Source organism: Palleronia pontilimi (genome assembly GCF_016412875.1).
Lineage (GTDB): Bacteria > Pseudomonadota > Alphaproteobacteria > Rhodobacterales > Rhodobacteraceae > Palleronia > Palleronia pontilimi.
The window spans coordinates 551380-571906 of record NZ_JAEKPD010000001.1; the positions used below are offsets into that span (position 1 = coordinate 551380).

The window sequence follows — 20527 nt, forward strand, 5'->3', positions numbered from 1 at the left end:
CGACCCTGCCCCCGGGGCGTCCGGCCCCTGCATCACTGGTCCTGAAATACCTCCGCGCAACCGTCGTAAACGGGAGCGAGCTTGCCGCCCTAGGCGGCCCAGTCCGCGCTTTGCATCTCGCGCAGCCGCGACGCCGTGCGCTCGAATTCGAACGATCCGCTGCCCTCGATGTAAAGCCGCTCGGGCAAGTCCGCGGCCGACGCGATCAGCCGCGTCTTCGCCTCGTAAAGCGCGTCGATCAGGGTGACGAAGCGCTTGGCCTCGTTGTAGTTCTCGGACCCGAGCCGGGGGATGTCTTCCAGCATCAGCACGCGCACGTGCTCGGCGATGGCCAGGTAATCGGCGGCCCCCAGCGCCTTGCCGCAGAGCTCCCAGAAACCCGCGCGCCCGACCCCGGCGCTGTAGCGGGGCAGGGTGACGCCATGACCCGAAACCTCCAGCTCCAGCGGCGCGCCGTCGCCGCCCGACAGCCGCTCCCACAGCGCATCCATGGCCGCGCGCGCCTCGGCGTTCGCGGGATGAAAATACAGGTCCGACCCGGCGATCCGGTCCTGCCGCCAGTCGCGTGGCGACGCCAGCTCGACCACCCGCATCCGGTCTTTCAGCAACGCGATGAAAGGCAGGAACAGCTTGCGGTTCAGCCCGTCCTTGTACAGATCGTCCGGCACCCGGTTCGACGTCGCCACGATGGTCACGCCGCCCGCGAACAGCCGCTCGAACAGGCGGCCCACGATCATCGCGTCGGTGATGTCGCCGATCTGGATCTCGTCGAAACACAAAAGCCGCAGACCGTCCGCGATATCGTCGGCGACCGGCTTGATCGCGTCGTCCACGCCGGTCTTGCGCGCCTCGGCGATGCCGCGGTGGACGTCCTGCATGAAGGCGTGAAAGTGGACGCGGCGCTTGCCCTCGATGTCGATGTTGTCGAAGAACAGGTCCATCAGCATGGACTTGCCGCGGCCGACGCCGCCCCACAGATACAGCCCCTCCAGCGCCTCGGGCTCTTTCCCGCGCGAGAACCAGCCGCGTTTCGCGGGCGTCTGCGCGGACAGGCCTTTCGCGATGCGGGTGAATTCCCCCAGCACGCCTTCCTGCGCCGGATCGCGTTCCAGGCCGCCCCGTTCGATGGCGCGGGCGTAGATGTCTTCGAAGCTTTGCCGCATCAGCGCGCGCACCCGACGCAGCAGATCACGCAGGGATCGAGGTCCAGCCGCTTCATCGGGATCGGGTCGCCGCAGGCGTCGCAATGGCCGAATTCGCCTGCCTCGAGCCGAAGCAGCGCGCCCCGGATCGCCCGGGCGCGCTGGGCGCGGCGTGCATCGGTCCCGGCCGCCATCGCCTGGTTCTGCAAGGCGTCCATGCGCGACAGGCGGCCCACGCCTTGCTGGTCCAGCGTGACGGGGGCCCGAGATTCGCGGCTGCGGTCCGACGCATCGAGCAGCGCGGCCAGTTCGGCTTGCAGCGGCGGCACAAAGCGGGCGCGCATCCGGTCGGGGTCGTGTTCCTTCATGCGCCCAGAGATAGCGCGTGAGCCGGGCGGGGAAAATCGTCTAATTTCCGTCGGGTGATGCCCCCGCCCCTTGCGCAACACGGCGCGCCGGTGCGCCGCTAGCCGCCCAGTCGCCGCGCGGCCGCCCGGCCCGCATGGCGCCCGGTGGCCAGGCAGGCCGTCAGCAAGTAGCCGCCCGTGGGCGCTTCCCAATCCAGCATCTCGCCGCAGGCGAAGGTGCCGGGCAGGGCGCGCAGTTGCAGGCGATCGTCCAGCGCGTCCCAGGCGATGCCCCCGGCGCTCGAAATGGCTTCGTCCAGCGGGCGCAGACCGTCGTGGCGCACCGGCAGATGCTTGATCAGGGGCGCAAGATCGTCGGGCAGGGGCTGGCCGAACTCCATCAGAAGGGCCGTGCGCGCGGGATCCAGTCCCAAGCCCTTGCGCAGCCGGTTGGGCAGCGATCCCTTGGCCTTCTTCAGCCGTTGCCCGATCTTGCTGAGGTCCCAATCGGGCATCAGGTCCAGGTGCAGCTCCGCGCCCTCGCGCACCGCCCGGCTGACGACGTAGATGCCGCCGCCTTCCAACCCCCGCTGCGATATGACGAATTCCCCCCGGTGCGTCTGTCCGCCCGCGGTCAACGCGGTGCCCTTCACCGGATGGCCCAGCACGCGGTCCATGTGGTCGGACCACGCCACCCGCAGCCCCGCATTGGCCGGGGCGAAGTCCCGGACGGTCACGCCCGCCTCGCGCAGCCATGGGACCCAGGCGCCGTCCGATCCCAGCCGCCGCCACGACGCGCCGCCCAGCGCCAGGATGCAGATCTCGGGTGTCAGGATGCACGGGCCGTCGGGCGTGTCGAAGCGAAAGCCGTCCTGCAGCCCCGTCCAGCGCCAGCGCGTGCGGAACTGCGCGCCCCGCGCTTCGAGCGACCGGATCCAAGCGCGCAGCAGCGGCGACGCCTTCATGCCCTTGGGAAACACCCGACCGGTCGACCCGGTGAATAAAGCGATGCCCAGATCCTCGGCCCAGGCGGCGACTTCGGCGGGTCCGAACGCATCGACAAGTCCGGGGACCGGTCCCGCGCCCGCACCATAGGCCGCGCCGAAATCCCTGTCGCCGAAGCGGGTCAGGTTCAGGCCGGACTTCCCGGCCATCAGGAACTTGCGCCCCAGCGTCGGCATGGCGTCCACCACCAGCGGCGCGTGGTCCGCCTGGCACAGCGCGTCCGCCGCCATCAGCCCGGCCGGGCCGCCCCCGATAATCAGCGCGCGTGTCTCCATGCCCCCGCATCTGCCATACCGTGCGCCCCTGCACCAGTTCCGTGCGCCCCTGCAGCCCCCGCTGTGCGCGCCCATCCCTTGGACGCGGTGACCGCCGACGCTAGATGACACCGGGAAATCAAGGGAGCATCCCATGTCCGCCATCGTGTCCGTCAAGGACGTCAACAAGACCTACGACGGCGGCTTCGAGGCGCTCAAGTCCGTGTCGCTCGACATCGACGAAGGCGAGGTGCTGGCGCTTCTGGGGCCCAACGGCGCGGGCAAGACCACGCTGATCTCGATCATCTGCGGCATCGCCACGGCAAGTTCGGGGCGGGTCACGGTGGGTGGCCACGACACCGTCGACGCCTATCGCGAGGCGCGCAAGCTGATCGGACTGGTCCCGCAAGAGATCAATCTCGAGCCGTTCGAGACCGTGATGAACACCGTCAGCTTCTCGCGCGGGTTGTTCGGCAAGGGGCGCGATGACGCGCATCTGGAACGGATCCTGCGCGACCTGACCCTGTGGGACAAGAAGGACACCCAGATCAAGGAATTGTCGGGCGGCATGAAGCGCCGGGTCCTGATCGCCAAGGCGCTCAGCCACGAGCCCAAGGTGCTGTTCCTGGACGAGCCCACCGCGGGCGTCGATGTCGAGCTGCGCCGCGATATGTGGGAGACGATGAAAGACCTGAAATCCCACGGCGTCACCATCATCCTGACCACCCATTACATCGAGGAAGCCGAGATGATGGCCGACCGCATCGGCATCATCGCCAAGGGCGAGATCAAGCTGGTGCGCGAAAAGGACGCCCTGATGGACGAGCTGGGCAAGAAGCAGCTTGTCATCGAGCTGGCCGAACAGGCGATGGGCATCCCCGAGAGCCTGTCCGACTATGGCCTGTCGCTGGTCGATGGCGGTCACGAGGTGATCTATCACTACGACAGCCGCAAAGAGCGCACGGGCATCATCCGGCTTCTCAACGACCTGCAATCGGCGGGCCTGCAGATGAGCGACGTGCGCACCGAACAGTCCAGCCTGGAAGACATCTTCGTCGACCTGACGAAGGGAGAGGCGCGATGACCGCCATGAACCTGACCGCCGTCAAGGCAATCTACGTCTTCGAGATGAAGCGCACCTTCCGTACGCTGCTGCAATCCGTGGTCGCGCCCGTCATGTCCACGTCGCTTTACTTCGTGGTTTTCGGCGCGGCCATCGGCAGCCGGATCGACCAGGTCGAAGGCGTCAGCTATGGCGCGTTCATCGTGCCCGGCCTGATCATGCTGACGGTGCTGACCCAGTCGGTGACCAACGCCGCCTTCGGGATCTATTTCCCCAAGTTCATCGGTACCATCTACGAGCTTCTGTCGGCCCCCGCCTCGTTTTTGGAGATCACCGCGGGCTACGTGCTGGCGGCGGCCACGAAATCCTTCGCCATCGGGCTCATCATCCTGGGCACCGCGTTCTTCTTCGTGGATCTGAACATCCTGCATCCGCTGTGGATGCTGACCTTCTTCGTGCTCACCTGCCTGTCCTTCAGCCTTCTGGGCTTTATCATCGGCATCTGGGCGGGCAATTTCGAGCAGCTTCAGCTGGTGCCGCTTCTGGTGCTGCAGCCGCTGATCTTCCTGGGCGGCGCGTTCTATTCCGTCTCGATGCTGCCCGACTTCTGGCAGACCGTCACCTATTTCAACCCGGTGGTCTATCTGGTTTCGGGCTTCCGCTGGTCGTTCTACGGGTTGGCGGACGTGCCCATCGGGCTGTCGCTCTTCGCGATCCTGGCCTTCACCGGCATCTGCATCGGGGTGATCTGGCTGATCTTCAAGACCGGGTGGCGGCTGCGCGACTAAGCCTTGTTGCCACGCGCCCCGCGGCCTATGTGGCACGGGATGAGACGCTTTATCCCCTTCCTGTCGCAAGATCCGATCGTCGCCGTCATCCGTCTGCAGGGCGTCATCGCCGCGGCAGGCGCGGGTGTGCGGCTGAACGATGCGGGCCTGTCTTCCTTGATCGAAAAGGCCTTCCGCCGCGGCAAGCCCAGCGCGGTGGCGCTGGTGCTGAACTCGCCCGGCGGCAGCCCCGTGCAATCGTCGCTGATCGCGGCGCGGATCCGCCGCTTGGCGGACGAAAAGGGCGTGCCGGTCGTGGCCTTCGTCGAAGACGTGGCGGCCTCGGGCGGCTACTGGCTGGCGGTGGCGGCGGACGAGATCTTCGCCGACCGCAATTCCATCGTCGGCTCGATCGGCGTCATCTCGGCCGGGTTCGGGTTCGACAAGTTCATTCAGTCGCACGGCGTCGAGCGCCGCGTCTATACCGCCGGCAAGTCGAAAAGCATGCTCGACCCCTTCCAGCCCGAGCAGCAGGACGACGTCGCGCGGCTGCGCGATCTTCAGGACCAGATCCACGACGCCTTCATCGCCCACGTGAAGGATCGGCGCGGTCCCAGGCTGGCCGATGACGACCGGCTCTTCACCGGCGAGATCTGGGTCGGAGAGAAGGCGCGCGAGGTCGGCCTGATCGACGGGATCGGCCACCTGGTCCCGGTGATGACCGAACGCTTCGGCAAGAAGACCCGTTTCGTGACCTACAAGCAGCGCCGCCCCTTCTTCGGCCGGTTCGGCGCGTCGCTGGCTGCCGATGCCCTGCAAGGCATCGAGGATCGCGCCGCCTTCGCCCGCTTCGGGCTTTAGGCGCATGATCAAGATCGTCTCGCTGTTCCTGATCGGGATGCTGATCATGGGCATGTTGGGGAAGCTGCGCTTTCCCGGTCAGAAGAAGCTGCAATCCATGAAATGCCCCAATTGCGGACGCTATCGCATCGGCAAGGGGCCGTGCGCCTGCGGCAAGGGGCGCGGCTGATGGTCTTCGTCTGGGCTGTCGTCGGTCTGGCCCTGCTGGTGGGTGCGGGTGACGCGCTGGTGCGGGGCGCGGTGAACCTGGCGCTCAGGCTGGGCATCCCCGCGCTGATCGTCAGCCTGACCATCGTGGCCTTCGGCACCTCGGCGCCCGAGCTTCTGATCTCGATCCAGGCGGTTCTGGACGGGGTGCCCGGCATCGCGCTGGGCAACGTGGTGGGATCGAACACCGCCAACGTGCTGCTGGTGCTGGGCGTCCCGGCCCTTCTGACGGGCCTGACCATGCACGGCGACGAGACGCGCAAGAGCTTCCTGACCATGATCGGCGCCACGCTGCTCTTCATCGGGCTGTGCTTCGCCACGCCGCTGACCTGGTGGCACGGCCTGGTCATGCTGGGCGCGCTGGCGCTGGTGCTGGGCGACCAGTTCCGCGAGGCGCGGACGGCCCGGCGCGACAAGAAGGCCGCCGCCCTGCTGGAAGACGAGGTCGAGGGCGCCGACCTGTCGATGCCCTGGTGGAAGATCATCGTCTTCCTGATCGTGGGCCTTGTCGGCCTACCCATCGGCGCGCAGCTGCTGATCAACGCGTCGACCCAGATCGCCAAGATATTCGGCCTGTCCGACGCGGTGATCGGCCTGACGCTGGTGGCCATCGGCACGTCGCTGCCCGAGCTGGCCACCACCATCGCCGCCGCGTTCCGGCGCCAGGCCGACGTGGCGCTGGGCAACGTGATCGGCTCGAACCTGTTCAACCTGCTCGCCATCATCGGCATCGCGGCGCTGGTCGGGCCGATCCCCGTGGCGCGTGAATTCCTGGTCCTGGACCTTTGGGTGATGCTGGCGGCGTCGCTGCTCCTGGCCCCCTTCGTGTTCCGCAACTGGTATATGGGCCGGATCTGGGGCGCGCTGTTCTGCGCGACCTACGCCGCCTACCTGGCGCGATTGGTCATGTCGTGACGCGGACCCTGGCGGTCGGTCCCCAGGGCGCGCTCTGCGACGCGGTGCTTACGGCGCTGGGATCGCTGGACATGGCGGCGCATCACGCGACGGACACGGACGCTCCGGGCCAGCTTCTTGCGGATGCCGCGGACCGTCTGGCCGGACCGGTGCGGTTCCTGATCACCTGGCTTACGCCCGGTGCGCCGGATCGGCTGGACAGCCTGCAGCCTGACACATGGGACGCGGCCATGGGCGCGGGCCCGCGGCGCGTGGCGCTGCTGATGCAGGCCTTCGCCGCCGACCTGCCCGCCCCGAAAGCCGATGGGACCGGCGAGTTGCGCGCCCCCGGATCGGTGCTGAACCTGATCGACCAGCCGCTTGGCTTCGCGACCCCCACCCATAGCTCGACCGCGATCGCCGCCGATGCGCTCGCCGCCCTGACCCGGGTCGCGGCGGTGCAGCTTGCCCCGGCCTGCCGGGTGAACGCGCTGGCGCCCGCGACCCAACCCGCGCGGCTGCGCGACGCGGCGCGCGAAGCCGATCTCAGCCCGGACGAAACGCGGCTGCCCCGCGCGCCCGAAACGCTGGCGCGCTCCATCGCCCATACCCTCGCGATGCCCGCGATGACCGGCCAGATCCTGTTTCTGCAATCGCATATTTTTTCGGCGGATCAAGGCGCTGTCCCCCCTGGCTAGGGTCGTGCGCCTTCCCTTATCCCGGAGTGACACGGATCCTTCATACTTTCTTAAATGTCACATCATGGAAGTTGACGATTATTAATTTCCCTATTGGAAACAGTGGGTTGAATTTTTGCCCAAATCTTGGGCGTTGTGATGAAGTGCCAAGAAACAAACGCTTTTTCCCGCATACCACAGCCTTTCCCCCAGACTTATCCACAGAATGCGGGGACGCCTTTTTTCTTGCCGCGCCGCCGCGTATTTTGCAGCGAAACCCAGAATCGCAAAGGGACCGATGACCGACACCGCCCCCATGACCGGACATGACTGCATCCAGTCCTACCTGAAATCGCTCGACAATTCGCCGGGCGTGTACCGCATGCTCGATGCGCGGCAGGCGGTTTTGTACGTGGGCAAGGCGCGGAACCTGAAGAAGCGGGTGTCGAACTACGCCAATCCCAATGGCCACAGCCCCCGCATCTCGCGCATGATCCGCGAGACGCAATCGATGATGTTCCTGACCACGCGCACCGAGACCGAGGCGCTGCTGCTCGAACAGAACCTGATCAAGCAGCTCAAGCCGAAGTTCAACGTGTTGCTGCGCGACGACAAGTCGTTCCCGAATATCCTGGTCACCGACCACGACTTTCCGCAGATCCGCAAGCATCGCGGCGCCAAGAAGGACAAGGGGCATTACTACGGCCCTTTCGCCAGCGCCGGTGCGGTGAACCGAACGCTGACCCAACTGCAGCGCGTGTTTTTGCTGCGCAACTGCACCGACAGCATGTTCGAAAGCCGCACCCGGCCCTGCCTTCAGTACCAGATCAAGCGGTGCAGCGCGCCCTGCGTCGGCAAGATCAGCGGGCCGGATTACGCCGCGCTGGTCAAGGACGCCGAGCAGTTCCTGCAGGGCAAGACTACCAAGGTGCAGGCGCAGCTTGCCTCCGAGATGGAAGAGGCCAGCAAGGCGATGGAGTTCGAGCGCGCCGCGGCGCTGCGCGACCGGATCCGCGCGCTGACCCACGTGCAGGGCGGGCAGGGGATCAATCCCTCGGGCGTGGCCGAGGCCGATGTGATCGCGCTACACATGGAAGGCGGGCAGGCCTGCGTGCAGGTCTTTTTCATCCGCGCCAACCAGAACTGGGGCAACCGCGACTTCTACCCCAAGACCGGCTCGGGCGCCGAGGCCGCTGAAGTCCTGGAAGCCTTCGTCGGGCAATTCTACGACACCAAGGACCCGCCCCGCCTGCTGCTTCTGAGCGACGAGATCGAGGACGCCGACCTCATGTGCGCGGCCCTGTCGCAAAAGATCGACCGCAAGGTCCGCATCGAGGTCCCGCAGCGGGGCGAGAAGAAGGACCTCGTGGCGGGCGCGCTGCGCAACGCCCGCGAAAGCCTGGCCCGCAAGATGAGCGAGACGGCGACCCAAGCCAAGCTGCTGGACGGTCTGGCCGAGGCGTTCGGCCTGGACAGCCGCCCCGAGCGGATCGAGGTCTATGACAACAGCCACATCCAGGGCACCAACGCGGTGGGCGGCATGATCGTGGCGGGGCCCGAGGGCTTCCTGAAGAACCAGTATCGCAAGTTCAATATCCGCGGAGATAGTCTGACCCCCGGCGACGATTTCGGCATGATGAAAGAGGTGCTGACCCGCCGGTTCAAGCGGCTGCTGAAGGAAGATCCCGACCGCGACAAGGGGCTGTGGCCGGACCTGCTGCTGATCGACGGCGGTGCGGGACAGGTCAGCGCCGTGCGCGAGATCATGCGCGAATACGGGGTCGAGGAGATCCCCATGGTCGGCGTCGCCAAGGGCATCGACCGCGACGCGGGCAAGGAAGAATTCCACCGGACCGGCCAGCGCCCCTTCGCGCTACGCCACAACGACCCCGTGCTGTATTTCGTGCAGCGGCTCAGGGACGAGGCGCACCGCTTCGCCATCGGCACCCACCGCGCCAAGCGCGCCAAGGCGGTCAGCGCCACGCCGCTGGACGACGTGCCGGGCGTCGGGGCCGCGCGCAAGCGGGCGCTTCTGACCCATTTCGGATCCGCCAAGGCGGTCAGCCGCGCCGACCTGAAGGATCTTCAGGCGGTGGACGGGATCAGCGACGCCATGGCCGAAAAGATCTACGACTACTTCCACGAACGGGGCTGAGGACCGGTCCGGCGCCGCGCCAGGCCATGCGTTTTCCTCGAGGAAAACGTGACGGAAATCACGTGATTTCCGCTGCCCGGCCGCACGGACAGCGCGGTGACATTCCCCAAGCGCAAGGTGACAGCCGACGAATCACGGCGGGCAACCTGCCGCCAGGCAAATCCGGACGGCAAGCGGGCGAAGTCCCGGCATAAGCACCGCCGAAGGCTTTTTCCCGAATGGATCGCAAGCGGACCATCGCGGCACGAGGACCGGGCCCGATGCGACGGGCCTTTCCACCCACCGTCCGCGCGTCTATCAATCGCCCATGAATTGGAACCTGCCCAACATCCTGACCTTTCTGCGCCTGCTGGCCGCGCCCGGCGTGGCGGTCATGTTCCTGTATTTCAACCGCCCCTGGGCCGACTGGTTCGCGCTGGTGCTGTTCCTGGGCGCGGCGATCACCGACTGGTTCGACGGCTACCTGGCACGCAGCTGGCAGCAGGAAAGCCGCTTCGGCGCCATGCTCGACCCCATCGCCGACAAGGCCATGGTCATCATCGCGCTGCTGGTCATCGTGGGCTATTCGTCCATGTCGCCGTGGCTGGTGCTGCCCGCGACCTTCATCGTCTTCCGCGAGGTCTTCGTGTCGGGCCTCAGGGAATTCCTGGGCGCGCAGGCCAAGCTGTTGCAGGTCACCAAGCTTGCCAAGTGGAAGACGACCGCGCAGATGGTGGCCATCGCGGTGCTGTTTTCGCGCGATATCTTCCTGCATCACGTGATCGACCGCTCGCAGGGCATGGACGACGCGATCGTGAGCGGCATCATCAGCGGTGCGATCACCGACGAGGTCGGGATCCTGTGGCTGGCGCAGCTGCGCGATCTCGCAGGTGTGATCGGCCTGGCGCTGCTCTGGGTGGCGGCGGCTTTGACGCTGATCACCGGATGGGATTACTTCCGCAAGGCGCTTCCCTTCCTGAAGGATCCGGCATGACCATCGACATTCTCTATTTCGCCTGGCTGCGCGAACGGATCGGCATCCCGCGCGAACGGGTCGATACCGACGCGGCCACCGTGGCTGACCTGGTGGACGAGCTGACCGCGCGCGAGGATCGTTATGCGGTGGCGTTCGGCGACCTGGGCGCGATCCGCGTGGCCGTGGACCAGGAGCTGACCGAGTTCGACGCCGCGCTGGACGGGGCGCGCGAAGTGGCGTTCTTCCCGCCCATGACCGGCGGCTGACAGCCCATGGAGATCCGCGTGCAATCCGAGCCCTTCGACGCGGGCGACGCGCTCACCCGGTTCTCGCAGGGGCACAAGGACGTGGGTGCCATCGTTAGCTTTTCGGGCCTGGTGCGCGTAGACGGCGGCCTGCGCTACATGGAGATCGAGCATTATCCCGGCATGACCGCCAAGGCGATCACGGCGCTGGCCGAACAGGCGGTCGCGCGGTGGGACCTGCGCGATCTGCTGGTGATCCACCGCTACGGACGGCTTGAGCCGGGCGCGCAGATCATGATGGTGGCGACCGCCGCCGCGCACCGCGCCGCAGCGTTCGAGGCCGCGGATTTCCTGATGGATTACCTGAAATCCCGCGCGCCCTTCTGGAAGAAGGAAGTGGGCGCGGACGGGGCTGCCTGGGTCGCGGCCAAGGACGAAGACGAGGCGGCGCTGGATCGCTGGTAGCGCCGGGCCCGGCTAGTCGTGGTCGTGGCGCTCGATCTGGTTGCGCAGCTCTTCGGCTTCGGTCCGGGCGTTGCGCAGGCCGTCCATGGCGGCGCGCAGCTCGGCCTCGGTCTGGTGCAGCTGGTTGGTCATCTCGGCCTCGCGCTCTTGCAGATAGGCGATGGCCTGGTCGCGGGCCTGTTCGGCGTCGTGCATGGCGCGCGCCATGTTGTCCAGCTCGCCCAGGTCGGCCTGGCTGACGCGGGTCAGCCGGTGCACCAGCCAGTTGGCGAACCAGCCCAGCGAGAACGCCACGAACAGGATGATCGTGGTGGCGATGATGAATTCGGTCCTGTTCATTCCGCGTCGCCTGATCCCTCGTCGTGGCCGTGATCGTCTTCAGCGGTGTCTTGACCGCCGAGCAGGCGGAATTCAAGCCGTCGGTTCGCTTCGCGCCCGTCGGCGGTGTCGTTGCTGGCGATGGGATTGGCCTCGCCGTAGCCCACGGCGGTGAGGTCGGTGATCAGCACGCGCTGGACCTGAAGCGCCGCCAGAAGCGCCTCGGCGCGTTGCTGGCTGAGTTGCTGGTTCATCGTCTCGCGGCCCTGGCTGTCGGTGAAGCCGCCCACTTCCATGGCGACGCCTTCGCATTTGCGCACGATCTCGGCGATGGCATCCACGCTCGAGCGGCTTTCGCTGTCGATGGTGGCCGAGCCGGGGTCGAAGGTGATCTGACGCTCGGTCAGGATGGCGTTGGCCTGCTCGACGCATTCCTCGGGGCTGGGCAGGGCCAGCGTCGGATCGGCGCGCTTGTCATAGGTGATGTCGATGTCGTATTGCGCGCCGTCGCCCAGCTGCGCCGACAGGATGCGCGCGACCTCGTCATCGGCCTCCTGCGCACCCGAGCTGCCGGTGACGGTGATGTTGTCCTCGGTCACCACCACGGCGCCGTTGGTCAGGATCGACAGCGCGTCCAGCGCCACCAGCACCCGCGGCCCCCAGCCTTGCGGCACCTGCGGGGCCACGTCCAGCGACGGGTTGACCTTTTCGACACCGAAGAGCGAGCGCGCGAAAGCGATCACGACCTCGCGCGAGCGTTCGGTGGCCAGCCGCCCGCGCAGCTGCACGAGCCCCTCGGGCGAACGGGTCACGGTGAATTCGGCCGGGCCCAGTTCGGGCGCAAGCGCGCTGTCGTCCGGCAGGATGGCCGTCAGGGTGAATTCCGTGGGCAGTTCCTTGCGCAGATCCGCGATGGCGGCCTGGAAGACCTCGGGATCCTGGCCTTCCCCGGCCTCGATGGTCAGCGACAGGTCCGACAGCGTGACGCGCCCGGCATCCAGGTCGGCAAGCACGGCGATGGCGGCGCTGGCCGTGTCCGCCCAGGCCGTGCTCGGGACGCCCAGGGCCAGGCGGCAATCTTCGCTTTCGGGGACGCCGATCCGGCGCGCGGCCGCCACGATCAGGCGCGCGCCCGTTTCGGTCGCGGCGCTGCAGGCATCGAAGCGGGTGCGCTCGGGCGTCTTGACCACGCGCAGGATGAAGGGCGACACCACGGGCCGCGGCGCCCCGATATCCAGACTGATGCGCAGCCCGTCGGGCGCGGCACTGCGCAGGCGCCGGGCCAGACGCTCGCGTTCGGTGGTACTTTCCGCCGCGGTGGTGATCGACACCAGGTCCGCGCGGATGGACACTTTCGCCCGCTCTAGGTCCTTCAGCGCGGCAAGTGCGTAATCGACCGCCTGGCTCCAGCCTGCGGGCGCGGGAAAGTCCGCGGTTTCCAGAAGATCGACGATCGGCACCTCGAAGGCCGAGCGCCCGACGCGATCGGCCAGGGATTGGCGATCGCTGGCCAGCGGGATCAGGCCGATCATCGTGATCTCGTCGGACTGGCGCAGGATCTCGATCGAAAATTCCGGCGCGGCGATGGGGGTCGTCTTCGACACGTCCATCAGGTCGTCGACGCGGCCCGCATCGACCACCTTGCCCGCGACGCTGAGCGCCCGGAACCGCGCGGCCTCGTCCGGGGCGGTGCCGGTCAGCGACAGGCGCAGCCCGTCCGACCCCGCATTGACCCAATCCAGACCGGCGTCGCGTAAGGCACGTTCGACGCTGGCGGTCGAGCGGTCCTCGATCTGGCTGACGGCCAGCGAGGCCGCGAAAACCGAGATCACGGCCGCGATGGCGAAGGTCAGCAATCCGGGAAGAAGTGAGGTCTTGCGCATGGGGGCTCCGGCCGATTGGACTACGCTGCCTGATCTAGTCTTCGCGGGGTCGCACCGCAATCACACCGCGCTGGCAAGCGCGAGAAACAGCGCAGCCAGCAATCCCGCATCGCGGTTCGCGCGGAACAGCACCAGGCACCGCGCCGGATCGTCGGGATCGAGCCGGGTCAGCTGCCACGCCATGTGCCACCCCAGCGCCCAGGGCGCGCCAAGGGCCAGGACCAGTGCCAGGATGTTGGACGCAGGCCCCAGCGCCAGGATCACGGCCGCCACCATCAGCAGGCAGGCGGCCACCAGGAAGCCGCGCAGCCAGGCACGTGCGCGGTCGCCGAACAGCCGGGCGGTGGATTTCACGCCGATCAGCGCGTCGTCCTCGATGTCCTGGAAGGCATAGATCGTGTCGTAGAACAGCGTCCACGCGATGCCCGCCAGGTATAGCAGCACGGCCGGCCAACCCAGCGATCCGGTATGCGCCGTCCAGGCCAGCAGCGCGCCCCAGTTGAAGGCCAGCCCCAGGAAGACCTGCGGCCACCAGGTGAAGCGCTTGGCGAAGGGATAGACGGCGACCGGCAGCAGCGACAGGATGCCCAGGGCGATGGCGCTCAGGTTGAAGGTCAGCAGGATCGCGAAGGATACCAGCGATTGCACAACCATCCAGCCAAGCGCCTGCCGGACGCTGACCTGTCCCGACGGGATCGGCCGCGAGCGGGTGCGCGCCACGGATCCGTCGATGTCGCGGTCGGTGATGTCGTTCCAGGTGCAGCCCGCGCCCCGCATCAGGAACGCGCCGATGGCGCAGCCGATGCCGATCCACGCGTCGTGCAGCGTAAACCGTCCGGTGGATGCCGTGGCCAGCAGCAGCCCCCACCAGCAGGGCAGCAGCAGCAGCCAGGTGCCGATGGGACGATCCGCGCGGCTGAGCCGCAGGTAGGGGCGCGTCCGCTCGGGCGCCAGGCGATCCACCCAGTTGCCCTTGACGGCATCGGCCACCTGTCCTTCTGTCGTCCCGGTCCCAGCCATAGGTCGTATCCCGTGCCGTCGAAAATTCGCCTTCATGTAGAACATGCGCTCGGGGCAGGGCAAACGCTTCCGCTGGATGCCTCACAAGCGCATTACCTGTTCGGCGTCATGCGCAAGGGCGCGGGCGACGTGATCGAGGTGTTCGACGGCCGCTCGGGCGGGTGGGACGCCGAGGTGGTCGAGGCGGGCAAGAAGCGCGGCGTGCTGCGCGTGCTGGAGCAGGTCCGCCCGCAGCAGGACCCGCCAGACCTGTGGCTGCTCTTCGCGCCGATCAAGCGGGCGCGCACCGATTTCATCGTGGAAAAGGCCGCCGAGATGGGCGCGGCCCGCATCTGCCCGGTGCTGACCGATTTCACCAATTCCGAACGGGTGCGACGGGACCGCCTGCAGGCCCACGCGGTCGAGGCCGCCGAGCAATGCGGCGGCACGTTCGTCCCGCCCGTGGCCGAGGTCGCGAAGCTGGGCGCCGTTCTGGACGCGTGGCCGCCCGAGCGTCGGGTGATGTTCTGCGACGAAGCCCTGGCGGGGCGGGGCACGGTGCTGTCGCGCGGCCCCGGTCCCGTCGCACCCTGGGCCGTGCTCATCGGTCCCGAAGGCGGCTTTTCGGACGCCGAGCGGCAGCGGCTGGCCAACCTGCCGCAAGCCCATCCGGTCAGCCTGGGCCCCCGCATCCTGCGCGCCGACACGGCGGCGGTTGCGGCCCTGACGCTGTGGCAGACGACGCTGGGCGATTGGGCATGAACGGTGGCTGGCTGAGCGATGTGCTGAGCGCCGCGGATTCGGCTCCGGCGTTGGAGCGCGCGCTGTCCGACGCGCTGGGCGCACCGGTCCGGTTGGGCGATCTGATCGCGGTGCGGCGCGGGGCCGAGCTCTTTGCCGCGAATGTGCAGGGGCAGGATGCCGTGGTGAAGCGGTTCCTGGGGCCGGATGGCCCCGCGACGGTCACGCGGGCGGCGCGGGAATACGACAGGCTGCACCCGGCAATGGGCCAGGGGCCCCATCGCGTGGTCGCGTGCCTGCTGAGCGCGCCCGGGCAGTCCTGCCTGATCCTGCAGCATGCGCCCGGTCGTCCCGTCTCCTCGGCGCTGGAAGAGGCGCAATCGGATCAGGCGCGTGCCGCGGTGCTGGACCGATGCGGCCGGTGGCTGTCGGCCTATGTGGGCCCGACCCGCAGCACGGATCGGTTCGGCCCGGGCTTCTGGATCGACCGGACCCGCAAGATGCAGGGCGCTTCCGAGCTGACGGACGAGGACTTGCGCCTCACCGGCGCCCTGCTAGATGCCATGGCGACCCGCGCGCCCGACCTGCGCGATGCGCCGGTCACGCGGGGTGCCATCCACGGCGATTTCAAACCCTCGAACCTTCATCTGGACGCGGACGGCGCGATCTGGGGGTTCGATATCCAGGCCACGACCCGCATGCCGCTTGCACGTGACGTCGCGCGCTTCGTGTCCTCGTGGAGGCGCGACCCCGGCATCGCGGTCGATCCGTTCCCGTGGCCTGCGGTCGACGCCTTGGCGCGCGAGGTCCTGGAGCCGGGCGAGATCGCGTCGATCCTGCGCTTCTTCCTGGCCGAGCAGTTCGCAGCCCGCCTGTGTGCCGTGACCGCCGACGGGGCGGAGTCGGCCCGCTTGCGCGCTGCGGTCGCCGCCTTCCTCGGGGCCGTGTGATGGCGTTTCTCAGACCCCAGGCCGTCGCCGCGATCCTGCGCTGGCGCGAAGCGATCATCGGGCTGGGCGCCGCGGCGCTTGGCGCGTGGTGGGTCTTCACCGAGTTCGGCATCCTGCGCTGGGTCGGCGTCGCCTTCGTGCTGGGCGGCATCGCCATCGCGCGCGAAGGCTGGAGCCGGGCCAGGCGCCCCACGGGCGGCGGCGGGCCCGGCGTGGTCGAGGTCGACGAACGGCAGATCACCTACCTGTCCGGCCATGGCGGCGGGGCCGTGTCGGTGGAAGGCCTGGTCCGGGTGCGGATCGTCGCGTCGCGCGACGGGCCCTACCAGTCGGACGTGTTCTGGGTCTTTACCGCCGAGGACGGCACCGCGCTGCACATCCCCGGCGACGCCACGGGCAGCGAAAAGATCTTCGACGCGCTCGCCCCGTTGCCGGGCGTGGATTACGAGACGGCGATCCGCGCGTCGGGGCTGGTTCAGCTGGGCGACTTCGTGATCTGGGAAAAACCGGGCCACGGCAAACCACGGATCGCGCATTGACTTCACCCTGCCATCGACCCAAGTCGCAACCTGATCGCGTGCTCTGAAAGGCCCCCCGACATGTCCATTCCCCAATCCGGCGGCGGCCCGATCGAGCATCACGACCAGCTGGCGCAATACATGGCCGATGGGTGCAAGCCCAAGTCGGACTGGCGGATCGGCACCGAGCACGAGAAGTTCGGCTACTGCAAGGACACGCTGGCACCGCTGCCCTATGAAGGCGATCGGTCGATCAACGCCGTTCTGTCGGGCCTGCGCGACCGCTTCGGCTGGGCGCCCGTGGAAGAGGGCGGCAAGCTGATCGGCCTGGAAAAGGACGGCGCGAATGTGAGCCTCGAGCCCGGCGGCCAGCTGGAATTGTCGGGCGCGCCGCTGGAAACGATTCACGGCACCTGCGACGAGGTGAACGACCACCTGGCACAGGTGAAGTCGGTGGCCGACGAGATCGGCGTGGGCTTCATCGGACTGGGGGCCGCGCCGCACTGGACCCACGACGAGATGCCGCTGATGCCCAAGGGGCGCTACAAGCTGATGGACGGCTATATGCGCAAGGTGGGCGAGCTGGGCCTGCAGATGATGCGGCGCACCTGCACGGTGCAGGTGAACCTGGATTTCAGCTCGGAAGCGGACATGGTACAGAAGATGCGCGTCGCCGTGGCGCTGCAGCCGGTGGCCACGGCGCTGTTCGCCAATTCCCCATTCCTCGAAGGCAAGCCCAACGGCCACAAGTCCTGGCGCTCGCGCATTTGGCGCGATCTGGATCCCGACCGCACCGGCATGATCCCCTTCATCTTCGAAGACGGGTTCGGGTTCGAAGCCTGGGTGCAGTACGTCTTGGATGTGCCGATGTATTTCGTCTATCGCGACGGCGCATATGTCGACGCGCTGGGCATGTCGTTCCGCGACTTCCTGAAGGGCGAACTGCCCGCGCTGCCCGGTGAAAAGCCGACCCTGTCGGACTGGGCCGATCACCTGACCACCGTCTTCCCCGAGGCCCGCGTGAAGCGGTTCATCGAAATGCGCGGCGCCGATGGCGGCCCGTGGCGCAGGCTTTGCGCGCTGCCCGCCTTCTGGGTCGGGCTGATGTACGACCAGGCCGCGCTCGATGCCGCGTGGGATCTGTGCAAGGGCTGGAGCGCCGAGCAACGCGAAGCCCTGCGCGTGGCCGCATCCGTCGACGGGCTGCAGGCGCAGGTGGACGGGATCGACATGCTCGCCGTGGCGCGCGAAGCCGTCGAGATCGCCGAGCGTGGCCTGAAAGCCCGCGCCAGACCCGGTGCCGGCGGATTGATCCCGGACGAGACCCATTTCCTGAACGCCTTGAAGGAAAGCGTGAGCACGGGCCGCGTTCCGGCCGATGAATTGCTCGAGCTCTATCACGGTGCCTGGGGCGGGGATGTCACCAAGGTCTTCGCGTCGCACTCCTACTGACGGGCCGTCAGAAGCAAATTATCGCGGATCGTATCGGCGGCAGCTTGCCGCACCCCGTCCGCCGCCCTACTTTTAACAGTGTGCGGATCAATTCAAATTCGGAGAATACCATGAAGAAACTGCTTATCGTTCTGCCGATGGTGGGCCTTTTGGCCGCCTGCAACGTGCAGAACCAGGGCGCGCTGACCGGCGCCGCCCTTGGTGCCGCGACCGGTGCCGCCGTGTCCGGCGATGACGACCGCGTTGCCGGCGCCCTGATCGGGGGTGCCGTCGGCGCCGCCGCAGGCAACTACATCGGCCGTGCCAACCAGCCCGGCCAGTGCATCTACCAGTACCCCAGCGGGCAGCGCTACACCGCCCCCTGCTGATGATCCCCGCCCGTCCGCGCCTTACCGCGCGGGCGGGTCCGTCACCGTGCATTCGGTGACGAAGCGGACGACCTTCTCATGCGACATCTCGCAGGGGAAAAGCCGCGTATTCCCACATGACAAGCGATAGAAGTTCAGGCTGATATAGCCTGCGCCACCGGTCTCGTGCGCGACCAGCTTCTGGCTGCGGCCATTCACCAGGCTGGACTTGACGCAATTCCAGCCGCGCCCCGCGTAGCGGGCCTGGAAGGCGCCATCCGGCAAGCGGTCGAACGCGACGAGAAACGTCTTCAGGATTTCTGCCCGATCTTCGGCTCCTTGCCCGCGACCAGCCGCGCGATGTTTTCGCGGTGGCGCAGGAAGATCAGAAGCGCCATGCCCGACAGGGTGGCGATCAGGTAGCCATATCCCATGAAGCCCGCGATCGCCGGTCCGGAAACCGCGGCCACAAGGGCGGCAAGCGACGAGATCCGGAACAGCGCCGCGGTCGCGAGCCAAACCCCGCAGGCCGCCAATCCGACCGGCCAGGCCAGCGCAATGGTCGTGCCCAGGAAGGTCGCGACCCCCTTGCCGCCCCTGAAGCCCAGGTAGATCGGATAGCAATGCCCCAGGAAGGCGGCCACGCCCGCGATCTGTGCCGCCTCGGGTCCGACGAGGATGCGCGCGACGATGACCGCGAACGCGCCCTTGCCCGCGTCGCAGACCAGCGTCAGGGCGGCGGCCGGTTTGCTGCCGGTCCGCATCACGTTGGTGGCGCCGATATTGCCCGATCCGATCTTGCGCAGATCGCCAAGCCCGAAAAGTCGCGCCCAGACGATGCCGAAGGGAACCGACCCCAGGAGATAGGCAAGAAGGGCGGTCACGATCAGCATGCAGCGTTCCAGTTCAGGCTGCGATCATCGTGCCGCAAGGTGCGCCGAGCGTCGAGACGCGAAACGAAGTGGCGCAACAAAAAAGGGCGCACGGAAACCGTGCGCCCCTGGTCGGTCTGAGTGTCAGACCGTAATCCAGTGGATTACATGCTTTCGGGCGGCAGCACGACGCTGTCGATCACGTGGATCACGCCGTTGCTGGCTTCGATGTCGGTGTCGACGACGGCGGCGCCGCCGTAGGTCACGCCGCCATCGGTCATGATGCTGACTTCGGCGCCGTTCACGGTTTCGACGTTCATCTCGCCCGTGATGTCACCGGCCATCGTTTTGCCGGGCAGCACGTGGTAGGTCAGGATCGCCGTCAGCTGGTCCTTGTTCTCTTCCATCAGCAGGTTGTCGAGCGTGCCCTCGGGCAGCGCGGCAAATGCTTCGTCGGTGGGTGCGAAAACGGTGAACGGACCTTCGCCCGACAGCGTCTCGGCCAGACCGGCGGCTTCGATCGCGGCAACGAGGGTCGAGAACCCTTCGGCGCCCTGCGCGGTCTCAACGATGTTCATGGAATGCTCGGCGGCATAGACGGGTGCCGAGATGGCGGCGGCGGCGGTCAGCGAAAGCAGAGTTCTGCGTAGCATGGATATTCTCCTAGTTAGTTTGGGACGTCCAGCGTCCTTGCAGAAGAAATGGGCATTCCCCCCGAAAAGTTCAGGGCAAAAAATCCGCCGATGCGCGAATATGGAACATTGAAAAAGGTGCGCCCGCCGCTAAGCCGGGTACGTTCGGCGCGGCAAATCACAGTTTGTTGAGCCTGCGTGTTGCCAGCGGATGCGCCGTATCACCTCTATACCCACGAATCCGCGCGGACTGAAGGCAAGGAGCGGGCTTTGCCTGGCGAACATCCTGCAATGTGGCGCTTGGGGAACGGACTCGCTTCTGGACGGGGGCCTTCACGCCCGGTGGCGTCGTCACTCTGTCAGATCCCGCCACAAGGAAACCGCCGCGCCGACTCGGTGCCGCGGCGTCACCCTGCCAGCCGCCGTGCGGGGCTAGGATCGAGCCCCGGACGCGACACGTGTCCAGCGGACGAAAATTGCCGAAACATGGACGAACTTGTGCCCTTCGTTGCGTATTCCACAAGGTATTGTTCGCGATCCGGGCGATCGATGGAAAATGAAAGTTTCTCGAAAAAACCGCTTGCGGGCCCCGGGGCCTATCCCTAAATAGCCCCTCACCGGCGGCGCAGAGATGCACCGCAGGGACGCCAGACGGGCCGACGGTCCAGAGGCAGACGAACATCTGAGGTGATCGGGCGGGGCGCGCCACACGTAAGGGCGCATCTGGTTTCTTTTGCCTCACGCTCTTTGACATTGTGATATATCTGAAGAGATATGT

At 67.1% G+C, this 20527-nt stretch carries 24 protein-coding genes; 15 read left to right on the forward strand and 9 right to left on the reverse strand.

Translation table 11 applies throughout. The features are described 5' to 3' along the window. Positions 1-89: 89 nt before the first annotated feature. From zapE to ILP92_RS02785, 3 genes are all read right to left on the reverse strand, one after another. Complete coding sequence (gene zapE / locus ILP92_RS02775; RefSeq protein WP_198914820.1) at positions 90-1163, reverse strand: cell division protein ZapE; 1074 nt, start codon at positions 1161-1163, stop codon at positions 90-92. Then, on the reverse strand, positions 1163-1510 hold the full coding sequence (locus ILP92_RS02780) for a TraR/DksA family transcriptional regulator (RefSeq protein ID WP_198914821.1): 348 nt from the start codon (positions 1508-1510) through the stop codon (positions 1163-1165). The genes zapE and ILP92_RS02780 overlap by 1 nt, the downstream gene beginning before the upstream one ends. Before the next feature lie 98 nt (positions 1511-1608). After that, positions 1609-2769 (reverse strand): TIGR03862 family flavoprotein, encoded by a 1161-nt coding sequence (locus tag ILP92_RS02785; protein ID WP_198914822.1) that lies wholly within the window; start codon positions 2767-2769, stop codon positions 1609-1611. Positions 2770-2902: 133 nt separating this feature from the next. Between ILP92_RS02785 and ILP92_RS02790 the strand changes: the two genes are divergently transcribed. The 10 genes from ILP92_RS02790 to ILP92_RS02835 all read left to right on the forward strand — a co-directional run bounded on the left by ILP92_RS02790 (position 2903) and on the right by ILP92_RS02835 (position 11037). After that, positions 2903-3832 carry an ABC transporter ATP-binding protein gene (locus ILP92_RS02790; protein WP_198914823.1) on the forward strand — a complete coding sequence of 310 codons (930 nt, stop codon included), beginning with the start codon at positions 2903-2905 and terminating at the stop codon, positions 3830-3832. A 5-nt stretch (positions 3833-3837) separates the two neighbouring features. Beyond that, positions 3838-4599, forward strand: a complete 762-nt coding sequence (locus tag ILP92_RS02795; protein ID WP_198914879.1) for an ABC transporter permease — start codon at positions 3838-3840, stop codon at positions 4597-4599. Between the two features lie 39 nt (positions 4600-4638). Beyond that, complete coding sequence (locus ILP92_RS02800) at positions 4639-5439, forward strand: S49 family peptidase (RefSeq protein ID WP_198914824.1); 801 nt, start codon at positions 4639-4641, stop codon at positions 5437-5439. Between the two features lie 4 nt (positions 5440-5443). Then, positions 5444-5608, forward strand: coding sequence for a hypothetical protein (locus ILP92_RS02805; protein WP_198914825.1), 165 nt, complete (start codon positions 5444-5446; stop codon positions 5606-5608). Next, a complete protein-coding gene (locus ILP92_RS02810) occupies positions 5608-6561 on the forward strand; it encodes a calcium/sodium antiporter (protein WP_198914826.1) in 954 nt (317 codons plus the stop codon). Before ILP92_RS02805 ends, ILP92_RS02810 begins: the two co-directional genes overlap by 1 nt. Beyond that, positions 6558-7238 (forward strand): SDR family oxidoreductase, encoded by a 681-nt coding sequence (locus ILP92_RS02815; RefSeq protein WP_198914827.1) that lies wholly within the window; start codon positions 6558-6560, stop codon positions 7236-7238. Before ILP92_RS02810 ends, ILP92_RS02815 begins: the two co-directional genes overlap by 4 nt. Before the next feature lie 277 nt (positions 7239-7515). After that, positions 7516-9372 (forward strand): excinuclease ABC subunit UvrC, encoded by a 1857-nt coding sequence (gene uvrC / locus ILP92_RS02820; protein ID WP_198914828.1) that lies wholly within the window; start codon positions 7516-7518, stop codon positions 9370-9372. Positions 9373-9679: 307 nt separating this feature from the next. Further along, the gene (gene pgsA, locus ILP92_RS02825; RefSeq protein WP_198914829.1) at positions 9680-10345 is read left to right on the forward strand and encodes a CDP-diacylglycerol--glycerol-3-phosphate 3-phosphatidyltransferase; all 666 of its coding nucleotides are present in this window, start codon (positions 9680-9682) and stop codon (positions 10343-10345) included. A 2-nt stretch (positions 10346-10347) separates the two neighbouring features. Continuing rightward, positions 10348-10593, forward strand: coding sequence for a molybdopterin converting factor subunit 1 (gene moaD, locus ILP92_RS02830; RefSeq protein ID WP_198914880.1), 246 nt, complete (start codon positions 10348-10350; stop codon positions 10591-10593). 6 nt (positions 10594-10599) lie between these two features. Further along, positions 10600-11037: a molybdenum cofactor biosynthesis protein MoaE gene (locus tag ILP92_RS02835; protein ID WP_198914830.1), complete on the forward strand. Its 438-nt coding sequence runs from the start codon at positions 10600-10602 to the stop codon at positions 11035-11037. A gap of 12 nt (positions 11038-11049) precedes the next feature. Here the strand turns inward: ILP92_RS02835 and ILP92_RS02840 are convergent, their stop codons facing one another. Genes ILP92_RS02840 through ubiA form a run of 3 tightly spaced genes read right to left on the reverse strand, consistent with a single transcriptional unit; the run spans position 11050 to position 14258 of the window. Then, complete coding sequence (locus tag ILP92_RS02840; protein ID WP_198914831.1) at positions 11050-11376, reverse strand: hypothetical protein; 327 nt, start codon at positions 11374-11376, stop codon at positions 11050-11052. Continuing rightward, on the reverse strand, positions 11373-13238 hold the full coding sequence (locus tag ILP92_RS02845) for an OmpA family protein (RefSeq protein WP_198914832.1): 1866 nt from the start codon (positions 13236-13238) through the stop codon (positions 11373-11375). Before ILP92_RS02845 ends, ILP92_RS02840 begins: the two co-directional genes overlap by 4 nt. Before the next feature lie 60 nt (positions 13239-13298). After that, positions 13299-14258: a 4-hydroxybenzoate octaprenyltransferase gene (gene ubiA / locus ILP92_RS18365; RefSeq protein WP_235971004.1), complete on the reverse strand. Its 960-nt coding sequence runs from the start codon at positions 14256-14258 to the stop codon at positions 13299-13301. A gap of 12 nt (positions 14259-14270) precedes the next feature. Here ubiA and ILP92_RS18370 point away from each other — a divergent pair, with 12 nt between their 5' ends. From ILP92_RS18370 to ILP92_RS02875, 5 genes are all read left to right on the forward strand, one after another. Continuing rightward, entirely contained in the window at positions 14271-14999 is a 729-nt protein-coding gene (locus ILP92_RS18370) for a 16S rRNA (uracil(1498)-N(3))-methyltransferase (protein ID WP_198914834.1), read from the forward strand. After that, positions 14996-15928 carry a phosphotransferase gene (locus ILP92_RS02860; RefSeq protein WP_198914835.1) on the forward strand — a complete coding sequence of 311 codons (933 nt, stop codon included), beginning with the start codon at positions 14996-14998 and terminating at the stop codon, positions 15926-15928. Before ILP92_RS18370 ends, ILP92_RS02860 begins: the two co-directional genes overlap by 4 nt. Beyond that, positions 15928-16467 (forward strand): hypothetical protein, encoded by a 540-nt coding sequence (locus tag ILP92_RS02865; RefSeq protein ID WP_198914836.1) that lies wholly within the window; start codon positions 15928-15930, stop codon positions 16465-16467. Before ILP92_RS02860 ends, ILP92_RS02865 begins: the two co-directional genes overlap by 1 nt. 60 nt (positions 16468-16527) lie before the next feature. Continuing rightward, complete coding sequence (locus ILP92_RS02870) at positions 16528-17898, forward strand: glutamate--cysteine ligase (protein ID WP_198914837.1); 1371 nt, start codon at positions 16528-16530, stop codon at positions 17896-17898. A gap of 110 nt (positions 17899-18008) precedes the next feature. Continuing rightward, positions 18009-18266 carry a YMGG-like glycine zipper-containing protein gene (locus ILP92_RS02875; protein WP_198914838.1) on the forward strand — a complete coding sequence of 86 codons (258 nt, stop codon included), beginning with the start codon at positions 18009-18011 and terminating at the stop codon, positions 18264-18266. Between the two features lie 21 nt (positions 18267-18287). Here ILP92_RS02875 and ILP92_RS02880 read toward each other — a convergent pair whose 3' ends face one another. The 3 genes from ILP92_RS02880 to ILP92_RS02890 form a co-directional block, all read right to left on the reverse strand. Continuing rightward, positions 18288-18530, reverse strand: a complete 243-nt coding sequence (locus ILP92_RS02880; RefSeq protein WP_235971007.1) for a hypothetical protein — start codon at positions 18528-18530, stop codon at positions 18288-18290. Between the two features lie 26 nt (positions 18531-18556). After that, complete coding sequence (gene plsY / locus ILP92_RS02885; RefSeq protein ID WP_198914839.1) at positions 18557-19138, reverse strand: glycerol-3-phosphate 1-O-acyltransferase PlsY; 582 nt, start codon at positions 19136-19138, stop codon at positions 18557-18559. 143 nt (positions 19139-19281) lie between these two features. Next, positions 19282-19770: a fasciclin domain-containing protein gene (locus ILP92_RS02890; protein ID WP_198914840.1), complete on the reverse strand. Its 489-nt coding sequence runs from the start codon at positions 19768-19770 to the stop codon at positions 19282-19284. Positions 19771-20527: the final 757 nt, after the last annotated feature.

What these genes read in the sequence shown, in the direction of transcription:
- pgsA (WP_198914829.1), top strand. Translation starts at nt 9,680, where the DNA reads ATGAATTGGAACCTGCCCAACATCCTGACCTTTCTGCGCCTGCTGGCC.
- uvrC (WP_198914828.1), top strand. Translation starts at nt 7,516, where the DNA reads ATGACCGACACCGCCCCCATGACCGGACATGACTGCATCCAGTCCTAC.
- ILP92_RS02800 (WP_198914824.1), top strand. Translation starts at nt 4,639, where the DNA reads ATGAGACGCTTTATCCCCTTCCTGTCGCAAGATCCGATCGTCGCCGTC.
- plsY (WP_198914839.1), bottom strand. Translation starts at nt 19,138, where the DNA reads ATGCTGATCGTGACCGCCCTTCTTGCCTATCTCCTGGGGTCGGTTCCC.
- ILP92_RS02795 (WP_198914879.1), top strand. Translation starts at nt 3,838, where the DNA reads ATGAACCTGACCGCCGTCAAGGCAATCTACGTCTTCGAGATGAAGCGC.
- ILP92_RS02865 (WP_198914836.1), top strand. Translation starts at nt 15,928, where the DNA reads ATGGCGTTTCTCAGACCCCAGGCCGTCGCCGCGATCCTGCGCTGGCGC.
- ILP92_RS02870 (WP_198914837.1), top strand. Translation starts at nt 16,528, where the DNA reads ATGTCCATTCCCCAATCCGGCGGCGGCCCGATCGAGCATCACGACCAG.
- ILP92_RS02845 (WP_198914832.1), bottom strand. Translation starts at nt 13,238, where the DNA reads ATGCGCAAGACCTCACTTCTTCCCGGATTGCTGACCTTCGCCATCGCG.
- ILP92_RS02875 (WP_198914838.1), top strand. Translation starts at nt 18,009, where the DNA reads ATGAAGAAACTGCTTATCGTTCTGCCGATGGTGGGCCTTTTGGCCGCC.
- ubiA (WP_235971004.1), bottom strand. Translation starts at nt 14,258, where the DNA reads ATGGCTGGGACCGGGACGACAGAAGGACAGGTGGCCGATGCCGTCAAG.
- ILP92_RS02790 (WP_198914823.1), top strand. Translation starts at nt 2,903, where the DNA reads ATGTCCGCCATCGTGTCCGTCAAGGACGTCAACAAGACCTACGACGGC.
- ILP92_RS02805 (WP_198914825.1), top strand. Translation starts at nt 5,444, where the DNA reads ATGATCAAGATCGTCTCGCTGTTCCTGATCGGGATGCTGATCATGGGC.
- ILP92_RS02835 (WP_198914830.1), top strand. Translation starts at nt 10,600, where the DNA reads ATGGAGATCCGCGTGCAATCCGAGCCCTTCGACGCGGGCGACGCGCTC.
- ILP92_RS02890 (WP_198914840.1), bottom strand. Translation starts at nt 19,770, where the DNA reads ATGCTACGCAGAACTCTGCTTTCGCTGACCGCCGCCGCCGCCATCTCG.
- ILP92_RS02785 (WP_198914822.1), bottom strand. Translation starts at nt 2,769, where the DNA reads ATGGAGACACGCGCGCTGATTATCGGGGGCGGCCCGGCCGGGCTGATG.
- ILP92_RS02840 (WP_198914831.1), bottom strand. Translation starts at nt 11,376, where the DNA reads ATGAACAGGACCGAATTCATCATCGCCACCACGATCATCCTGTTCGTG.
- ILP92_RS02860 (WP_198914835.1), top strand. Translation starts at nt 14,996, where the DNA reads ATGAACGGTGGCTGGCTGAGCGATGTGCTGAGCGCCGCGGATTCGGCT.
- ILP92_RS02810 (WP_198914826.1), top strand. Translation starts at nt 5,608, where the DNA reads ATGGTCTTCGTCTGGGCTGTCGTCGGTCTGGCCCTGCTGGTGGGTGCG.
- zapE (WP_198914820.1), bottom strand. Translation starts at nt 1,163, where the DNA reads ATGCGGCAAAGCTTCGAAGACATCTACGCCCGCGCCATCGAACGGGGC.
- ILP92_RS02780 (WP_198914821.1), bottom strand. Translation starts at nt 1,510, where the DNA reads ATGAAGGAACACGACCCCGACCGGATGCGCGCCCGCTTTGTGCCGCCG.